This is a genomic window from Xanthobacter albus, assembly GCF_043194895.2.
Classification (GTDB): domain Bacteria; phylum Pseudomonadota; class Alphaproteobacteria; order Rhizobiales; family Xanthobacteraceae; genus Xanthobacter.
The window spans coordinates 628793-646810 of the sequence record NZ_CM195532.1 but is presented as its reverse complement, the minus strand read 5'-3'; the positions used below and the strand labels follow the sequence as shown (position 1 = coordinate 646810).

The 18018-nt window shown below is 70.4% G+C and carries 18 protein-coding genes; 14 read left to right on the top strand and 4 right to left on the bottom strand.

Annotated features, from left to right (window positions below; genetic code table 11):
* Positions 1-89 precede the first annotated feature (89 nt).
* The 7 genes from V5F75_RS02925 to V5F75_RS02895 all read left to right on the top strand — a co-directional run bounded on the left by V5F75_RS02925 (position 90) and on the right by V5F75_RS02895 (position 4641).
* Complete coding sequence (locus V5F75_RS02925; RefSeq protein WP_394033020.1) at positions 90-215, top strand: hypothetical protein; 126 nt, start codon at positions 90-92, stop codon at positions 213-215.
* A gap of 194 nt (positions 216-409) precedes the next feature.
* The gene (locus V5F75_RS02920) at positions 410-1021 is read left to right on the top strand and encodes a 50S ribosomal protein L25/general stress protein Ctc (protein ID WP_394033019.1); all 612 of its coding nucleotides are present in this window, start codon (positions 410-412) and stop codon (positions 1019-1021) included.
* 62 nt (positions 1022-1083) lie between these two features.
* A complete protein-coding gene (gene pth / locus V5F75_RS02915) occupies positions 1084-1692 on the top strand; it encodes an aminoacyl-tRNA hydrolase (RefSeq protein WP_394033018.1) in 609 nt (202 codons plus the stop codon).
* A gap of 205 nt (positions 1693-1897) precedes the next feature.
* Positions 1898-2995 (top strand): redox-regulated ATPase YchF, encoded by a 1098-nt coding sequence (gene ychF / locus V5F75_RS02910; protein ID WP_394033017.1) that lies wholly within the window; start codon positions 1898-1900, stop codon positions 2993-2995.
* A gap of 11 nt (positions 2996-3006) precedes the next feature.
* Complete coding sequence (locus tag V5F75_RS02905; protein WP_394033016.1) at positions 3007-3501, top strand: MaoC/PaaZ C-terminal domain-containing protein; 495 nt, start codon at positions 3007-3009, stop codon at positions 3499-3501.
* A 214-nt stretch (positions 3502-3715) separates the two neighbouring features.
* Positions 3716-4180 (top strand): MaoC family dehydratase, encoded by a 465-nt coding sequence (locus V5F75_RS02900; protein WP_394033015.1) that lies wholly within the window; start codon positions 3716-3718, stop codon positions 4178-4180.
* Positions 4177-4641: a MaoC family dehydratase gene (locus V5F75_RS02895; RefSeq protein WP_394033014.1), complete on the top strand. Its 465-nt coding sequence runs from the start codon at positions 4177-4179 to the stop codon at positions 4639-4641. Before V5F75_RS02900 ends, V5F75_RS02895 begins: the two co-directional genes overlap by 4 nt.
* 87 nt (positions 4642-4728) lie before the next feature.
* On the opposite strand, the gene V5F75_RS02890 is transcribed toward V5F75_RS02895, so the two are convergent.
* Positions 4729-5715 carry an aldo/keto reductase gene (locus tag V5F75_RS02890; protein ID WP_394033625.1) on the bottom strand — a complete coding sequence of 329 codons (987 nt, stop codon included), beginning with the start codon at positions 5713-5715 and terminating at the stop codon, positions 4729-4731.
* A 174-nt stretch (positions 5716-5889) separates the two neighbouring features.
* On the opposite strand from V5F75_RS02890, the gene V5F75_RS02885 reads away from it, so the two are divergent.
* The 4 genes from V5F75_RS02885 (at position 5890) to V5F75_RS02870 (ending at position 10544) form a co-directional block, all read left to right on the top strand.
* On the top strand, positions 5890-6639 hold the full coding sequence (locus V5F75_RS02885) for a TetR/AcrR family transcriptional regulator (protein ID WP_394033013.1): 750 nt from the start codon (positions 5890-5892) through the stop codon (positions 6637-6639).
* Between the two features lie 120 nt (positions 6640-6759).
* Positions 6760-7182, top strand: coding sequence for a nucleoside-diphosphate kinase (gene ndk, locus V5F75_RS02880; protein WP_234051259.1), 423 nt, complete (start codon positions 6760-6762; stop codon positions 7180-7182).
* A gap of 365 nt (positions 7183-7547) precedes the next feature.
* Positions 7548-8276: a TerC family protein gene (locus tag V5F75_RS02875; protein WP_394033012.1), complete on the top strand. Its 729-nt coding sequence runs from the start codon at positions 7548-7550 to the stop codon at positions 8274-8276.
* A 132-nt stretch (positions 8277-8408) separates the two neighbouring features.
* Positions 8409-10544: a molybdopterin-containing oxidoreductase family protein gene (locus V5F75_RS02870; RefSeq protein WP_394033011.1), complete on the top strand. Its 2136-nt coding sequence runs from the start codon at positions 8409-8411 to the stop codon at positions 10542-10544.
* A 104-nt stretch (positions 10545-10648) separates the two neighbouring features.
* On the opposite strand, the gene purN is transcribed toward V5F75_RS02870, so the two are convergent.
* Entirely contained in the window at positions 10649-11323 is a 675-nt protein-coding gene (purN, locus tag V5F75_RS02865) for a phosphoribosylglycinamide formyltransferase (RefSeq protein ID WP_394033010.1), read from the bottom strand.
* Positions 11320-12402 (bottom strand): phosphoribosylformylglycinamidine cyclo-ligase, encoded by a 1083-nt coding sequence (purM, locus tag V5F75_RS02860; RefSeq protein WP_394033009.1) that lies wholly within the window; start codon positions 12400-12402, stop codon positions 11320-11322. Before purM ends, purN begins: the two co-directional genes overlap by 4 nt.
* A 489-nt stretch (positions 12403-12891) precedes the next feature.
* Here purM and V5F75_RS02855 point away from each other — a divergent pair, with 489 nt between their 5' ends.
* The 3 genes from V5F75_RS02855 to V5F75_RS02845 all read left to right on the top strand — a co-directional run bounded on the left by V5F75_RS02855 (position 12892) and on the right by V5F75_RS02845 (position 17201).
* The gene (locus V5F75_RS02855) at positions 12892-13608 is read left to right on the top strand and encodes a carbonic anhydrase (protein WP_394033008.1); all 717 of its coding nucleotides are present in this window, start codon (positions 12892-12894) and stop codon (positions 13606-13608) included.
* Positions 13609-13726: 118 nt separating this feature from the next.
* A complete protein-coding gene (locus V5F75_RS02850) occupies positions 13727-15433 on the top strand; it encodes a solute carrier family 23 protein (RefSeq protein ID WP_394033007.1) in 1707 nt (568 codons plus the stop codon).
* A 304-nt stretch (positions 15434-15737) separates the two neighbouring features.
* Positions 15738-17201, top strand: a complete 1464-nt coding sequence (locus V5F75_RS02845) for a catalase (protein ID WP_394033006.1) — start codon at positions 15738-15740, stop codon at positions 17199-17201.
* A gap of 64 nt (positions 17202-17265) precedes the next feature.
* Here V5F75_RS02845 and aqpZ read toward each other — a convergent pair whose 3' ends face one another.
* Positions 17266-17955, bottom strand: a complete 690-nt coding sequence (gene aqpZ, locus V5F75_RS02840) for an aquaporin Z (RefSeq protein WP_394033005.1) — start codon at positions 17953-17955, stop codon at positions 17266-17268.
* Positions 17956-18018: the final 63 nt, after the last annotated feature.

Sequence of the window (18018 nt, the reverse complement as noted above, 5' to 3'; positions counted from 1 at the left end):
CATGCGGGCCGGTTTCCACTTCGCGTGAAAACGCTCTATGGTCTGCCCGCTTCGCCGCGGCGTTCGCGGCCCGTGTTCCCGGAGGAACCATGCGCGTCCTGGTCCGCCTCACCCTGGTCGCCGGCCTCGCGCTCGGCCTGTCCGCCTGCGACAAGTGCGGCAACTGGTTCGGCCAGGGCCGCCCCGCCGCCTGCCAGAGCGAAACGCCCAGGTAATCGCCGCCCGTCCAGATAACCGCCGCGGCAGCCTGCCGGTCGGCGCCGTTGTTGCATTTGCGGCGTGGCGCCGCTATAAGCGCGCCTTCGCACGAGGCATGCGCCCCCCTGGAGGCGTGCCTTCGCGCGGAGCCATGCGGCCGCGATTGCGGCCGCAGGCGTTTTGCGAACCCCAATTCAGGACGAATAGTGCCATGACCGCCATCAAGGAACTGAAGGCTGTGGCGCGCCCGCGGGCCGGCAAGGGGGCCGCCCGTGCCGAGCGCCGCGCCGGACGCGTGCCCGCCGTGATCTACGGCGAGAAGCAGGAGCCCGTGACGATCTCCCTGGACTTCAAGGAGACGAACAAGGCCATCTACGCCGGCCATTTCCTCACCACCCTGTTCGAGATCGACGTGGACGGCACCAAGCACCGTGTCATTCCGCGCGACTACCAGATGGACCCGGTGAAGGACTTCCCGCTGCACGTGGACTTCCTGCGCGTGTCCAAGGGCTCGACCGTGACCGTGGAAGTGCCGGTTCACTTCGTGAACCAGGAGGCCTCCCCGGCGCTCAAGGCCGGCGGCACCCTCAATGTGGTGGCCCACGCGGTGGAGCTCGACGCCCCGGCCGACGCCATCCCCGAGTCCGTGCAGGTGGACCTGACCGGCGCCGATTTCGGCGACATCTTCCACCTCTCCAAGGTGCAGCTCCCCGCAGGCGTGACCTGGGCCGGCCACGGCGACGACACCCTGGCCACCGTGGTGGCGCCGACCGTTGCGCCCGAGCCCGCCGCGGCCCCGGCCGCCGAGGAGCCCAAGGCCTGATCGGCCTTCCGGTTCTTCGCGGACGCAAGATGATCTGACACGTTTCGGGCCGGAGGCGCCTCATGTTCCTGTTCGCAGGGCTCGGCAATCCCGGCCCGAAATATGCCGGCAACCGGCACAATATCGGCTTCATGGCGCTCGACGCCATCTGCCGGCGCCACCGGCTGGGGCCGCTGCGCAAGCGCTTCCAGTCCATGGCGGCGGAAGGGGAGATCGCCGGCGAGAAGGTGATCGCCCTGTTTCCCGAGACCTACATGAACGAGAGCGGGCGCGCCGTGGGCGAGGCCATGCGCTTCTTCAAGATCCCCCTCGACCACATCGTCGTCTTCCATGACGAGCTGGACCTGCCCCCGGCCAAGCTGCGCATCAAGAAGGGCGGCGGCAACGCCGGCCACAACGGCCTGAGGTCCATCACCGCCCAGTGCGGCAACGATTACTGGCGCGTGCGGCTCGGCATTGGCCATCCCGGCGACAAGGCGATGGTGATGCCCTACGTGCTCGGCGACTTCGCCAAGAGCGAGAAGGGCTGGCTCGACGCCTTGTGCGACGCCTGCGCCGACCATGCCGACCTGCTGGTGACCGGCCGTCCCGACGAATTCCAGAACCGCGCGCACCTGTTCATGGACGCCCAGGGCTTCGGCGACCAGAAGCGGGTGGGCGAGAAGGGCTGACCTTCTCCGCGCGGGGCCCTCGGCGCCATCCGCCGCGCCTGCCCGTGTCGAGGCGCGAACCGGTTTCCACTTCGCGCCAAAAGGCTCTAAGAGCGGCGGCGAGATTCCCGGCGCGCCTTCCGGCGCAGATTTTCACCTCGGCCGCAGGGCGCGGGCTCCGGATGCGGGCCCGCCCTTCCGGCCACGACCGTTCGAGACCTGATTCATGGGCTTCAAATGCGGCATCGTCGGCCTGCCGAACGTGGGCAAGTCGACCCTCTTCAACGCGCTCACCCAGACCGCGGCGGCGCAGGCGGCCAACTATCCCTTCTGCACCATCGAGCCCAACGTGGGTGACGTGGCGGTGCCCGATCCGCGCCTCGACACCCTGGCGCAGATCGCCGGTTCGGGGCAGATCATCCCCACCCGCCTCACCTTCGTGGACATCGCCGGCCTGGTGCGCGGCGCCTCCAAGGGCGAGGGGCTCGGCAACCAGTTCCTCGCCAACATCCGCGAGTGCGACGCCATCGCCCATGTGGTGCGCTGCTTCGAGGACGGCGACGTCACCCACGTGGACGGCAAGGTCTCCCCCGTGGACGACATCGAGACCATCGAGACCGAGCTGATGCTGGCCGACCTCGAGAGCCTGGAGAAGCGCGCCGCGGCCCTGGAGAAGAAGGCCAAGGGCGCCGACAAGGAGGCGAAGGAGACCCTCGACCTCATGACGCGCGCCCTGGTGCTGCTGCGCGACGGCAAGCCCGCGCGCCTCGCCGAGGTGAAGCCGGAGGAAGAGAAGCTGTTCTCCCAGCTCGGCCTCATGACCGCCAAGCCGGTGCTCTACGTGTGCAATGTGGAGGAGGCCTCCGCCAAGGAGGGCAACGCCCTCTCCGCGCAGGTGTTCGCGCGGGCGAAGGAGGAAGGCGCCAAGGCGGTGGTGGTCTCGGCCAAGATCGAGAGCGAGATCGCGGTGCTGCCGCCGGAGGAGCAGAAGGAATATCTGGAGGCCATCGAGCTGGACGAGCCCGGCCTCAACCGCGTGATCCGCGCCGGCTACGAGCTGCTCAGCCTCGTCACCTATTTCACCGTGGGCCCCAAGGAGGCGCGCGCCTGGACCATCACCGCCGGCACCAAGGCGCCGGCGGCGGCGGGCGTGATCCACACGGATTTCGAGAAGGGCTTCATCCGCGCCGAGACCGTGGCCTACGAGGACTATGTGAAGTTCAAGGGCGAGAGCGGCGCCCGCGAGGCCGGGCGCTTCCGCCTGGAGGGCAAGGACTACGTGGTCGCCGACGGCGACGTGCTGCACTTCCGCTTCGCCAACTGACGGGGCGGGGGATGGCGCCGGCGCGGGAGATCGGCCGCTTCACCTTCACGGCCGCGGAGATCACCCGCTTCGCCGGCGCGTTCGACCCCAGGGCCGTCCATGTGGACGCCGAGGCGGCGCGCCAGTCGCCTTTCGGCGGCCTCGTGGCCGCGGGCTGGCACGTGGTGTGCGTCTGGATGGGCCTGTTCGTGCGCGCCCTCGGGCCGGTGGAGGCGATGGGCGACGAGGGGGCGCCCCCCTTGCCGCCGGACCATCCGCGCGTCGTCTCGCCGGTGGGGGTGGGCTTCGGCCTGAGGGCCCTGGAGTGGACCGCGCCCGTCCATGCGGGCGAAACCCTCCTCTTCCTCACCGAGGTTGTGGAGGCGCGGCCGAGCGGCAGCCGGCCGGGCTGGACCATCGTGCGCCGCCGCAACAGCGCGCAGCGCGCCGACGGGACCGAGGTGATGTCCTTCGAGCTGCGCCACATGGCGCCTGACGGCGCCGTGGAGATTGCCGCCGCGCCGTGAGGCGCTGCTCCGCGGCACGGCTTTTCCTGTCCGGGCGCCATGCCTGCCCGCCGATTCGCCGGCCTGGCCGCCATGGGTGTCGATGGGCCCGGCGGCGCCTTCGGCCCGCCTTCCGACCATGGTACGGACCGGCGGGCGTTCACGCTCTTCCCCACGGCAGCTTGACGTTTGCGTCATCCTCCCCTTGGATCGGCGCAAACAGGGGAGGCGCGTGTTGGCGGATTTCTTCTTCGAGGATTTCATCGTCGGTGAGGTGAAGACGTTCGGGTCCCACACCCTCACCGAGGCGGAGATCGTCGCCTTCGCGCGGGAGTTCGACCCCCAGCCCATGCATATCGACGCCGCGGCCGGCGCGAAATCGGTGCTGGGCGGGCTCGCGGCCTCGGGCTGGCACACCTGCGCCATCCTGATGCGGCTGGTCTGCGACGGCTTCCTGCTGCGCACCGCCGGCCTCGGTTCTCCTGGCGTGACGGAGAACAACTGGCTCGCCCCGGTGCGGCCGGGCGATACGCTGACCCTGCGCCGCACGGTGCTGGAGGCCCGCACCTCCAAGAGCCGGCCGGAGATGGGCCTCGTCACCTTCCGCTTCGAGCTGGTGCGGCCGGACAAGACGGCGGTGGTGGACCAGACCTGCGTCATCATGATCGCACGGCGCAATCCGGGGGCGCGTCTCGCATGAACTATTTCGAAGACGTCGAGATCGGCCTTTCCGCCACCCTCGGCAGCCACACCTTCACCCGCGACGAGATCATCGCCTTCGCGACGGTCTATGATCCCCAGCCCTTCCATGTGGACGAGGAGGCGGCCCGGCGCTCGCCCTTCGGCGCCCTGTGCGCCTCCGGCTGGCACACGGCGGCCACCTGGATGAAGTGCCTGATGGACTACCAGACCCGCTCCATCGCCGAGGGACGGCCGGTGCGCGCCGCCGGCGCCTCGCCGGGCTTCCGCAACATGCGGTGGCTGAAGCCGGTCTATGCCGGCGACACCATCACCTACACCACCGAGGTGACGGAGAAGACGGCGAGCCGCAGCAAGCCGGAATGGGGCGTGGTGCGCTCCCACAACACCGGCACCAACCAGCACGGCGACCTCGTGTTCGAGTTCGAGGGCGCGGTGCTGGTGCGCCGGCGCCACGGCTGAGACGCGCCGGGGCATCGGACATGCCCCGGCTCCGCAGCGGCGCGCGGCCGCGGGCCGGAAGGCGCCGGCCTCTTTCCCGGCCTCGCCTCAGAGGCCGAGGCCCGCCATGGCGGGGGCGGCATAGCGGGTGCCGGCCACCGCCTCGGGCGGGAACAGAGCGTCGAGGGCGGCGATCTCCTGCGCCGTCAGGCGGATCGCCGCGGCCGCGACGTTTTCCTTCAGATACTTGATGCGCCGCGTGCCGGGGATCGGGATCACGTGGTCCTGCTTGCCGAGGATCCAGGCGAGCGCGATCTGGGCGGAGGTGGCGCCCCGCTGCGCCGCGAAGGCGGCGAGCTTCTCCACCAGCGCGCGGTTGCGGGCGAATGCCTCCCCCGAGAAGCGCGGGTTGGCGCGGCGGAAGTCGTCCGCCGCCAGGGCGTCCGGCGAGGTCACCGCGCCGGTGAGGAAGGAGCGCCCCAGGGGCGAATAGGCCACGAAGGCGACGTCCAGCTCGCGGCAGGCCTGGAGCATCCCGGCCTCGGGCTCGCGGCTCCACAGGGAGTATTCGGTCTGCACGGCGGTGATGGGGTGCACGGCATGGGCGCGCCGCAGGGTCTCCACCGAACATTCGGAAAGGCCGAGGAAGCGCACCTTGCCCGCCTCCACCAGCGCCTTCATGGCGCCCACCGTCTCCTCGATGGGGGTCTGGGGGTCCACCCGGTGCTGATAATAGAGGTCGATGGTGTCGATGCCGAGCCGCCCCAGGCTGGCCTCGCAGGCCCTTTGCACATAGGCCGGGCTGCCGTCCACGCCGAGGCGCTCGCCATTGGGCCCGCGCACGTTGCCGAACTTGGTGGCGAGCACCACCTCGTCGCGGCGTCCCTTCAGGAAGCGGCCGAGAAGGCGCTCGTTGGCGCCGACTCCGTACATGTCGGCGGTGTCGAGGAAGGTGATGCCCAGGTCGAGCGCGGCGGCGAGGGTTTCCAGAGATTGCGCATCGTCGCTGGGGCCGTAGAATTCCGACATGCCCATGCAGCCGAGGCCGATGGCGGACACGGTGATGCCGGAGCGGCCGAGCGGGCGCTGGTTCAGGAGGGGATGGTCCATGGCGGGACCTCATGTCTCAGGGGATGGGGTGCCGGTGCGCGAGAGCATCCGACAGGAATGTAAACTATACCGTACCGTTTACTTTGTCAACGGCGGGCCGCGCCACCGTGCGCGCGGCCGCGCGCCAAAGCCGCAGTGAAGGCGACCGGATCAGCAGAGATGGAGAAGACCCGCCAGCAGGCGCCCGAGGCCCCGGCCGGGCGCCGCCACGAGGAGGCGCCGCCGGAGGAGGGCCGTGGCCCGCGCGCCGAGGCGCCGGGGGCCGTCCACGCGGGGGAGGGTCTGTCCGCACAGCCCTCCGGCGGGCGACGCGGGGCGGTGGAGCGCATCCGCGCGGCGGCCCGTCTCCTGTTCCTGGAGCGGGGCTATGAGGGGACGTCCATGGACGCGGTGGCGGCGGCCGCGCCCGTGTCCAAGCGCACGCTCTACCACCACTTTTCCGGCAAGGCGGACCTGTTCGCGGCGGTGATCGACGCGGCGTGGTCGCATCTGCGCCGCGCGCCACCGCTGCCGGGCGATGCGGAAGAAGACCCCAGGGCGGTGCTCACCGCTTATGTGGAGCGCCTCCAGGCCCATTGGGACCGGCCGGACGTGATCCCCCTGCTGCGCCTCGTGATCGCCGAGGCGCCGCGCTTCCCAGAATTGTCGCAGGCCTATTTCGCGGCCGGCAAGGAGCCGGCGGTGAAGGGCCTTTCCGCTTATTTCGAGGTGCTCGCGGCCCATGGCCGGCTCTCGCCGGGGCTCGATCCCACGCTGGCGGCGGCGCAGTTCCTGGGGGCCATCAAGGAGCCCCTGTTCTGGCCGCGGGTGCTGGGGGTGCCGGTGGCGTTCCCGGCGGCGCTGGCGGTGGACCGCGCCATCGGCGCCATCCTGCGCGACACCGAGGCGCCGGCCCTGCCGCGCCCCTGAACGGGGGAGCCGGCCTCCCATGCGCCGGGCTCCCTTGCCCGGCGCGGGCGCCCCTGCTAAGAGCCGCGCCATCGCGCAACGGCGCGGCATATCCCTCCCATCAAAGACAGGACGATCCCCATGGCGATCGAGCGCACCTTCTCGATCATCAAGCCCGACGCGACTCGTCGCAATCTCACCGGCGCCGTGAACGCCGTGATCGAGAAGGCTGGCCTGCGCATCGTCGCGCAGAAGCGCGTGCTGATGACCAAGGCCCAGGCCGAGACTTTCTACGCCGTCCACAAGGAGCGTCCCTTCTTCGGTGAGCTCGTGGCCTTCATGACCTCCGGCCCGGTGGTGGTGCAGGTGCTGGAAGGCGAGAACGCCGTCGCCAAGTACCGTGACGTGATGGGCGCCACCAACCCGGCCAATGCGGCCGAGGGCACCATCCGCAAGCTGTTCGCCGAGTCCATCGAGGCCAACTCCGCCCACGGCTCCGACAGCATCGAGAACGCCGCGGTGGAAATCGCCCAGTTCTTCGCGGGCAACGAGATCGTCGGCTGATGCCGGCGGGGAGCCCGGCTCCGGACGGCCGGGCTCCCCTCGTCTCCGGCCATCGCGGGCCCGGCCCGCGCCGCCATCACATCCCCGCGGCCCGGCCGCTTCCGGCGCCCGCCGCTCCAGATTCCTGAGTTGACGCGTTTTCTTCACGCGAACGGGTTTCCACTTCGCTCGAAAACGCTCTGGACGCCACCGGCGCTTCACCTTAAGACACCCGCCGCAGGCGACGCAGGACGGGCCCTCGCCCGCCCGCCGCCCGAAACCCGCAGCCCCTCCGCCCGGCCGGGCCTTTCGCCCGGATGCCGAGACCGGCGCCCCGCCGGCTCTCCGAAGCGATCGGACCCTCGCGGAACCGACGGGACACGTTCATGGACCTTTCTTCCCCCACCTTCTGGCTCTCGCTGCTGCAGATCATCTGGATCGACCTGCTGCTCTCCGGCGACAATGCCGTGGTGATCGCCCTCGCGTGCCGCTCGCTGCCGAAGGCGCAGCGCAAGTGGGGCATCCTGCTCGGCGCGGCGGCGGCGGTGGTGCTGCGCATCGTGTTCGCGCTCGCGGTCTCGGTGCTGCTGGGCGTGCCGCTGCTGAAGGTGCTGGGCGCGCTGCTGCTGTTCTGGATCGCCATCAAGCTCGCCACCGGCGAGGAGGACGACGGCCAGGAGGTGGAGGCCGCCGATACCCTGTTCAAGGCCGTGCGCACCATCGCCATCGCCGATGCGGTGATGAGCCTCGACAATGTGGTGGCGGTGGCCGCCGCCGCGCGCGGCCATGCCGAGCTGTTCGTGTTCGGCCTGCTGCTCACCATCCCCCTCATCGTGTTCGGGGCGCAGGTGCTGCTCGGCCTGCTGCAGCGCTTCCCGCTGCTCATCTGGGCCGGCGCGGCGCTGCTCGGCTGGATCGCCGGCGACATGATGGTGCGCGACGTGTTCGTGCTCGACCTCTTCGCCCGCCTCGATCCGGCCCTGGTGGTGGAGAACGAGCACGGTCTCCACCCGGCCGCCTTGCCCCATTACGTGGCGGGGATCGCCGGCGCCGCCCTCGTGGTGGCGGCGGGCCTCCTCCTGCGCCGCCGCGCGGCCTCCCGCGAAGCGGCCTGAGGGCGCCAGAGCCGCCTCAAGGCTTTGCGGCGGCGCGTGAAAAATCATTCTCGGTTACCGACGCCACGCATTTTCTTCACGCGAACCGGTACCCACTTCGCTTGAAAATGCTCCAGGGCTAAAGTTCGAGCCATGAACACCCGCGTCGCCCCGCTGTCCGCCCCGTCTTCGGCACACTCACAGGAGCGCTCCACCGTCCGCGCTTCCGCCTGCCCGCACGATTGCCCCTCCACCTGCGCGCTGGAGGTGGAGATCGCGCCTTCGGGCCGCATCGGCCGCATCCGGGGGGCGAAGGACAACAGCTACACGGCGGGCGTCGTCTGCGCCAAGGTCGCCCGCTACGCCGAGCGCGCCAACCACCCCGACCGGCTCACCACTCCGCTCCTGCGCACCGGGCCCAAGGGCTCCGGCCAGTTCCGGCCCATCTCCTGGGACGAGGCGCTGGACCGGGTGGCGCAGGCGCTGCTCGCGGCCGAGCACGCCCACGGCGCGCAATCGGTGTGGCCTTATTTCTACGCGGGCACCATGGGCCTCGTGATGCGCGACGGCATCAACCGGCTCACCCACGCCAAGGGCTATTCGCGCTTCTTCTCCACCATCTGCGTCAACCCGGCCTGGAGCGGCTACCTCGCCGGGGCGGGCCGCATTTCCGGCGCCGACGCGCGCGAGATGGCGGTGTCGGATCTCGTGACCCTGTGGGGCACCAATGCGGTGGCGACCCAGGTGAACGTGATGACCCACGCCGTGCGCGCCCGCAAGGAGCGGGGCGCGAAGATCGCGGTGGTGGATGTATACCGCACGCCCACCATGGAGCAGGCGGACATTCCCCTCCTCATCCGCCCCGGCACCGATGGGGCGCTCGCCTGCGCGGTGATGCATGTGCTGTTCCGCGACGGCCTCGCCGACCGCGCCTATCTCGACCGCTACGCCCGCGACACCGAGGCGCTGGAAGCGCACCTGAAGGGGCGCGGCCCCGCCTGGGCCGCCGCGCTCACCGGCCTTCCGGAGGCGGAGATCGAGGCTTACGCGCGGCTGGTGGGCACCACACCGCGCGCCTTCTTCCGCATCGGCTACGGCGTCTCACGCACGCGCAACGGCGCGGTGAACATGCACGCGGTGGCCTCCATTCCGGTGGTGAGCGGGGCCTGGCAGCACGAGGGCGGGGGCGCGGTGCACTCCATGTCCGGCATCTACGGCTGGAACAAGACCATGATCGAGGGGCTCGACATGCGCGATGCCGCCGTGCGCGCCCTCGACCAGTCGCGCATCGGGCCGATCCTGACCGGGGATGCGGAGGCGCTCGCGGGCGGGCCGCCGGTGAAGGCCATGCTGATCCAGAACACCAATCCCATGGCGGTGGCGCCCGACCAGGAGAAGGTGCGCGCCGGCTTCTCCCGCGAGGACCTGTTCGTGGCCGTGCACGAGCATTTCCTGACCGATACCGCGCGCATGGCGGATATCGTGCTGCCGGCCACCATGTTCACCGAGCATGACGACCTCTACCAGGCCGGCGGCCACCCCCACATCCTGCTCGGGCCGAAGCTGGTGGAGCCGCCCGGCGAATGCCGCTCCAACCATGAGGTGATCGGCGCGCTTGCGGCGCGGGTGGGGGCGGTCCACCCCGGCTTCGGCATGAGCCCGCGGGAGCTGATCGACTGGACCCTGCGGGCGAGCGGGCGCGGCACGCTCGACGGGCTGGAGGCGGCGCGCTTCCTGGATGTGGCGCCGCCGTTCGCGCAGGCCCACTTCCTGGACGGCTTCGGCCACGCCGACGGGCGCTTCCACTTCGCGGCGGACTGGGCGGGGCTGAATTTCGCGGCGCCGGGCAAGTTCGGGCCGGTGGCGGACATGCCGGCCCTGCCGGACCACTGGGCGGTGACCGAGGAGGCGACCGCCGCGCATCCCTATCGGCTGGTGACGGCGCCGGCCCGCAATTTCCTGAACTCCACTTTCACCGAAACCGCCACCTCCGCCGGGCGGGAGGGTCCGCCCGCCCTGCTCATCCACCCGCAGGATGCCGAGGCCGAGGGGATCGCGGAGGGCGACATGGTGGCGGTGGAAAGCGCCCGCGGCCGGGTGCTGCTGCGCGCCCGCCTGTTCGCGGGGCTGCGACGCGGGGTGGTGGTGTCGGAGCAGATCCAGCCCAACCGCGCCCACCGGGAGGGGCGCGGCATCAACACCCTCACGGGCGCGGACCCGGTGGCGCCGGTGGGCGGCGCCGCCTTCCACGACAACCGCGTGCGCCTCGCCAGGGTGGCGGCGGAATAAGGCAGCGGCGCGCCGGGCGCATGCCCGGTCACTTCGCGCCCCGGCTGGCGGCGCGCGGAATGCCGCGATGGGCCGCGTCCCGCCGGCCGGCGGGCTCGCGCGGCTCAGACCTTCGGCGCGATCAGCGGCTTCAGGCCGCTCTCGACCCCGGCGATCTCCACCCGCTCGTGGGCCACGCTGAGGCGGCCGGCGGCCAGCAGCTCCAGGCCCTTGGGGTAGATCACGTGCTCCTGGGTCAGCACCCGGCCGGCCAGCAGGTCCGGCGTGTCGCCCGGCTCGATGGGCACCACCGCCTGGAGGATAATGGGGCCCTCGTCCATCTCCGCGCGCACGAAGTGGACGGTGCAGCCATGCACCCGCACCCCCGCCTCCAGCGCCCGCTCATGGGTGTGAAGGCCCTTGAAGCTGGGCAGCAGCGAGGGGTGGACGTTGATCATCCGGTCGCGCCAGCGCTCCACCAGCCAGGGGGTGAGCAGGCGCATGAAGCCGGCGAGGCACACGATCTCGATGCCCTCCTCCCGCAGCAGGCCGTCCAGCGCCGCGTCGAAGGCGAGGCGATCGGCGAAGCCCTTGTGGCTCAGCACGCGGGTGGGGATGCCGTGGGCCGCGGCGAAGTCGAGGCCGGCGGCGTCGGCGCGGTTGGAGAGCACCAGGGCGATCTCGGCCGGGAAGTCCGGCGCGGCGGCGGCGCGCACCAGCGCCGCCATGTTGGAGCCGCGCCCGGAGATCAGCACCGCCGCGCGCCGGCGGGCGGGAACGGCGCGTTCCTGACGGGTCATGCCGAAAATCCGAAGTCGGCGGCGCCGTCATAGACCACGCGGGGCGCCGCGTCCGGGTCGGCCGCGGGCTCGATGGCGCCGAGGCGCAGCACGGTCTCGCCGGCATCGGCGAAGGTGTCCGCCACCTTTTCCTCCAGGTCCGCCGGCACCACCACGGCCATGCCCACGCCGCAGTTGAAGGCGCGCAGCATCTCCTCGCCCTCCACATTGCCGGCGGTGGCCAGCCAGCGGAACACCGGCGGCACGATGAGATTGGCGAGGTCGATGCGGGCGACGGTGCCCTTGGGCAGCACACGCGGCAGGTTCTCGGTGATGCCGCCGCCGGTGATGTGGGCGAGCGCCTTCACCGCCCCGGTGGCGCGGATGGCCTTGAGCGTACTCTTCACATAGAGCCGGGTGGGGGTGAGCAGGGCCTTGCCGAGGCTCGCCTCGGGGGCGAACGGCGCCGGGGCGTCCCAGGGCAGGCCCGCGCGCTCGACGACGCGGCGCACCAGCGAATAGCCGTTGGAATGCACGCCCGCCGAGGCGAGGCCGAGGATCATGTCGCCGGGCGCGACATCCGGCCGGGGCAGGAGGCCGTGGCGTTCCACCGCGCCCACCGCGAAGCCGGCGAGGTCATAGTCGCCGTCGGCATACATGCCGGGCATCTCGGCGGTCTCGCCGCCCACCAGGGCGCAACCCGATTCCCGGCAGCCGCGGGCGACGCCGGCCACGATGTTCGCGCCCACGTCCGGCGCCAGCCGGCCGGTGGCGAAATAGTCCAGGAAGAAGAGGGGCTCGGCGCCCTGCACCACCAGATCGTTCACGCACATGGCCACGAGGTCGATGCCGATGGTGTCGTGCACCCCGGTCTCGATGGCGATCTTCAGCTTGGTGCCCACGCCGTCGGTGGCGGCCACCAGCAGCGGGTCGGCATAGCCGGCGGCCTTCAGGTCGAAGATGCCGCCGAACCCGCCGATGTCGGCGTCCGCGCCGGGGCGGGCGGTGGCCTTCACCAGCGGCTTGATGAGATCGACGAGGCGATTGCCGGCGTCGATGTCGACTCCCGCATCGCGATAGGAAAGTCCGTCCTGAGCCATCGGGTCCTCGCGGCGGGGCGGCGGTCCGGCGCGGATGCCGGCCGGAGCCCCGCCTGTTTGGGCGGCGGGCGCTGCGCCGCCCGCCCCGGCGGCTTAGCCGCGAACGACCGGCAAGGCAAGGCGGCGCACGGCGCGCGCGCTCCGCTCGGGTGGGAAACGGCGCCATGCGGGGCTTCGGGCGCCGCCGCCGCAGAGCCGCCGGGGGGAGCGGGGTAGGGACACCCCGAGGCCCGCGCGCCGGCCTCCGTCATCTTTTCCTCGGAAGGCGGCGCCGGATTGGCCCGGCGCGGTCACCTGCGCCGCGCGGATGACGCCGCCGGCCGCGCCCTTCATAGCGTCGCGCCGGAAGCTGCTTTCCCGCGCCGCCGGGAGCGCCGCGGGCTGGCTTTGGCTCTTCCCGCAATGCGGCAATTCCAGTACGAAAAGCACAGGCTTCCGCCGTGCGCGCGGAAGGGGACCGGCCACAGAGCCGCGGGCGAGGAGGGGCTTGTGACGGACGAGGGATCCCATCATGACCATGAGCATCCCGAAGGGCAGGGGTGCCGTGACATTTCCCATCTCGTTGAAGGGATCCGCCGCTTCAAGACGCGCTTCTACGAGGACGCTCCGGAGCTGATGGCGCGCCTCGCCCAGAAGGGCCAGAGCCCGGCGACACTCATGATCTCGTGCTCGGATTCGCGGGTCGACCCGGCGCTGCTGTCCGGCGCGGGGCCGGGCGAGCTGTTCGTGGTGCGCAACGTGGCCAATCTCGTGCCGGCCTACGCGCCGGACGATGGCCTGCACGGCACCGGCGCGGCGCTGGAATATGCGGTGCGCGACCTCGGCGTGGACCATATCGTGGTGCTCGGCCATGCCCGCTGCGGCGGCATCCAGGCCATGCTCGCCACCGCCGGCGGCGAGCGCCCGCCGCGCGAGTTCGTCGGCCCCTGGGTGGAGATGGCGCTGGCCGCGAGCCGGCTCCACATCCCCGACGAGAGCGCGGAGGGCGGCTCCCGCGAGATGTCGCTCGACCACCTGAAGCAGGTGCCCTACCTCGCCGAGCGCGCCTCCGTCCTCGGCTCGCTGGACAATCTCATGACCTATCCCTGGGTGCGCGAGCGGGTGGAGGCGGGCACGCTCCGGCTGCACGGCTGGTGGTTCGACCTCGACAGCGGCGACCTGTGGGCGACCGACGCGCCGGGCACGCCGCTTCTTCCCGTCACCTGAGATCGCTTCCGTGTTTCCGCGAAACGCGGAAACGATCCCAGGTTTTTGGTTTGTCGCAATTCCTTTCGCGGAACCTCACACATTTCTGCGGGAATTGCCCTTAAGCGGCGGCGGCCCCATGCGTAAGCCGGAAAACCTCGTCTACGGCGTCAACGACGTGCCGCCGGTGCGGTTCGCGCTGCTGTCGGCGCTGCAGCAGATGGCGTTCCTCGTGGCCCTGCTGGGCGTGCCCGGCCTTGCGGCCACGCGGCTCGGCCTGAGCACCCAGCAGTTCCTGGACCTGTCGGCGACGACGCTGTTCTGCGGCGGCGTCGTGGTGATTCTCCAGGGGCTCGGGCGGTTCGGCCTCGGCGCCGGGCTGTTCTACCCGCTCCAGTGCACCACCGCCGCCATTCCGGCGCTGATCTACGCCTCCTCCGCCGGGCTTAACCTCGCCCAGAACTTCACCATGGTGGCGGTGGTGGGCGTGACGCAGATCCTGTTCTCGTTCGTGATCGTGCGCCTGCGGGGCATCTTCACCATCGAGGTGGCGGGGTTCGCGGTGTTCCTGATCGGCGTGGGCCTCGGCCAGCAGGGGCTGGTGCTGATCTTCAACGCGCCGGTGGACCATCCCGCCGCCCATGTCTGGATCGCGCTGCTGACGCTGGCGACCCTCATCATCCTGCACGTCTACGTGCGCAGCTGGCTGCGGCTGTTCACCAATCTCATCGGCCTTGCCGTGGGCTTCCTCGTGTCCGCCGCCACGGATATGCTCGATCCGCAGGAGATCGAGGTGGTCCGGGACGCCTCCTGGGTGAGCTTCCCGCACCTGCCGCTGTTCGGCTGGGACTTCCAGATGGGGCCCATCGTTCCGTTCGTGGTCACCGGCTTCGTCTTCGCCCTGACCTCGATCGGCGTGCAGACCATCGCCCAGCGCAACAACGACCGCGACTGGAAGGGGCCGGATCTCGTCTCCATCGGCCGGGGCATCCGCGCCGAGGGGGTGATGCACGTGCTCGCCGGCGCGCTCAACGCCTTGCCCATGGTGGCCTCGGGCGGCGCCGTGGCGCTCGCCTCCGCCTCGGGCTGCACCGCCCGTACCCTCGCCTTCTGGACCGGCGGCCTGCTGATCCTGTGCTCGGTGCTGCCGAAGATCGTCGGCTTCTGGATCGTGCTGCCGGATGCGGTGACCGGCGCGCTGTTCCTGTTCCTCGCCACCTTCACCACGGTGAACGGCCTCCAGCTGGTGGCGAGCCGGGTGCTCGACGCGCGCAAGGTGCTCGCCATCGGCATGGGCTTCGTGACCGCCATGGCCTACGAGCCCTTGCGGGCGCTGATCGAAGGGCACTTTCCCGAGCTGCGCCTCATCACCTTTTCCGCGTTCGCGGTGTCGATGCTGGTGACCGTGACGCTCATCGCCATTTTCCGCATCGGCACCCGGCGCCAGGTGGTGCGCCACTTTCCGGCCAGCGCCGCCACCCACGACGAGGTGGCCGCGTTCCTGGAATCCGAGGGCGGGCGCTGGGGCGTGCGGGTCGATGTGGTCCAGCACGCCGCCCATGTGGCATGGCAGGCGATCGACCTTCTCGGACGGGATTTCGTCGATCGCGAGCACCCCATGATCGAGGTGACCACCAGCTACAACGATGTCATCTTCGACGTGATGCTGCGCTACCAGGGCACGGCCCCTCCGCTGGCGAACCGACCGCCCACCGCCGAGGACCTGCTGGAAAATCCCGATCTTACCGCGCAGCTTGCGGGCTACCTCATCACCCAGCTCGCGCCCGACCTGCGCGTCCAGCGCGTCGGCGGGTGCTGGGAGCTGCATTTCCGCCTGCCGGCCTGAACCTGACGTCGCGGCGCCATGCGGGTGCCGCTTCATGCTCTTGCTCGCCCCCCCTCTCGCGCCGGCGCCCGGCGCCGCACCCACCGGCGCGGGCGCTTCACCACGGGGCGGCTGCGCATGAGCCGGCGGGCATCGCCCACCGCGCCACTTGCACCATCACGCGAATCTGACCCTGCGAGAGCGTGCGATCGGATTATCTTCCGGTCACCGCCATGCAATCCGCTTTGTTCCTGTCGTGGAATGAAGCCATGTTGAAGCCCGATCCCAGCCTGACGCCCCACGGGCCCGAAGCGAGGAGAGACGCATGAGCCGACCGACCCTCACCACCACCGCCGGCGCCCCTGTCGCCGACAACCAGAACGCCCTCACCGCCGGCGCCCGCGGCCCGGTGCTGATGCAGGACTACCAGCTCGTCGAGAAGCTGGCGCACCAGAACCGCGAGCGCATTCCCGAGCGCGTGGTGCACGCCAAGGGATGGGGCGCCCACGGCACCCTCACCATCACCGGCGACATCTCCCGCTTCACCAAGGCCAAGGCGCTCCAGCCCGGCGCGCAGACGCCCATGATCGCCCGCTTCTCCACCGTCGCCGGCGAGCTGGGCGCGGCGGATGCCGAGCGCGACGTGCGCGGCTTCGCGCTGAAATTCTACACGCCGGAGGGCAATTGGGACCTCGTGGGCAACAACACCCCGGTGTTCTTCGTCCGCGACCCCTACAAGTTCCCGGACTTCATCCACACCCAGAAACGCCACCCGCAGACCAACCTGCGCTCGCCGACGGCCATGTGGGATTTCTGGTCGCTCTCGCCCGAGAGCCTGCACCAGGTGACCATCCTGTTCTCGGATCGCGGCCTACCCGTGGGCGTGCGCAACATGAACGGCTACGGCTCGCACACCTATTCGTTCATCAATGCCGAAAACGAGCGCTTCTGGGTGAAGTTCCACTTCAAGACCCGGCAGGGTCACCGGCACTGGACCAATGGGGAGGCCGCCGGAGTGGTGGGCAAGACCCGCGAATCCACCCAGGAGGACCTGTTCGGCGCCATCGCCCGCGGCGACTTCCCCAAGTGGACGGTACAGGTGCAGGTGATGCCCGAGCTCGACGCGGAGAAGACCTCCTACAATCCGTTCGACCTCACCAAGGTGTGGCCGCACAAGGACTATCCGGTGATCGATATCGGCGTGCTGGAGCTGAACCGCAACCCGGAGAACTATTTCAACGAGATCGAGCAGGTCGCCTTCTCGCCCTCCAACATCGTGCCCGGCATCTCCTTCTCGCCGGACAAGATGCTCCAGGCGCGGGTGTTCTCCTATGCGGATGCCCACCGCTACCGGCTCGGCACCCATTACGAGCATTTGCCGGTGAACGCGCCCAAGTGCCCGGTGCATAATTACCATAAGGACGGCGCCATGCGCTTCTTCCCGCAGGCGAGCGGGAGCACGGACGCCTATTACGAGCCCAACTCCTTCAACGGCGCCAAGGAGGACCCCGCCTTCGCCGAGCCGCCGCTGAAGATCTCGGGTGACGCGGCGCGCTACGACCACCGCGCCGGCAATGACGACTTCAGCCAGCCACGGGCGCTGTTCGAGCTGTTCGACGCCGCCCAGCGCGCCCGCCTGTTCTCCAATCTCGCGGACGCCATGGCGGGCATCCCCGAGGAGATCGCGGCGCGGCAGATCGCGTTGTTCGATCAGGTGCACCCGGAGTATGGCGCCGGGGTGCGCGCCGCCCGCGCCGCCAAGGCCGCGACGGCTGCCGCGGCCGAGTGACGTCGCAGCCGGACACCAAGGGGGATGCGCCGATGGCGCATCCCCCTTTTTCATGCCGGGAGGGTCAGTCTTCCAGCACCTTCAGCTTGAACAGCAGGCCGGCGAGGAAGGCGCCCACGAGCGGCACCGCGATGAACAGCCAGAGCTGGCTCAGGGCCTTGCCGCCCACGAACAGCGCCGGGCCGATGGAGCGGGCGGGGTTCACCGACACGCCGGTCACCGGAATGAAGACGATGTGGATCATCACCAGCGACAGGCCGATGGCGAGGCCGGCGGCCTGGGTGATGCCGGCCTTGGAGGTGGAGCCGAGGATCACCACCAGGAACACGAAGGTGCCCACCAGCTCCGCTACGATGGCCGCGCCGAGCCCATAGCCTCCGCCATAGCCCTCGCCCCAGCCGTTCTGGCCGAGGCCGGCGGTGGCGGCATCGAAGCCGGCGAGCTTGCCCGAGGCGACGATGTAGAGAATGCCGGCTCCGGCGATGCCGCCCAGCACCTGGGCGAGCCAGTAGAGCGGCACCTCCCGCGCGGGAATGCGGCCCGCCGCCCACACGCCGACGGTGACCGCCGGATTGATGTGGCAGCCGGACACGTGGCCGATGCCATAGGCCATGGACGTCACCGCCAGGCCGAAGGCGAAGGCGATGGCGAGCATGCCGATCGGCGCGCTCACATAGCCCGTCAGCACCGCCGAGCCGCAGCCGAACAGCACCAGAACCGCAGTGCCGAGAAACTCGGCGACATACTTGTTCATGTCATCTCCCAATGATTGCGCGGCGCCTGCGATGAGTACAACGCCAAGTTGGGAGGTAAACTG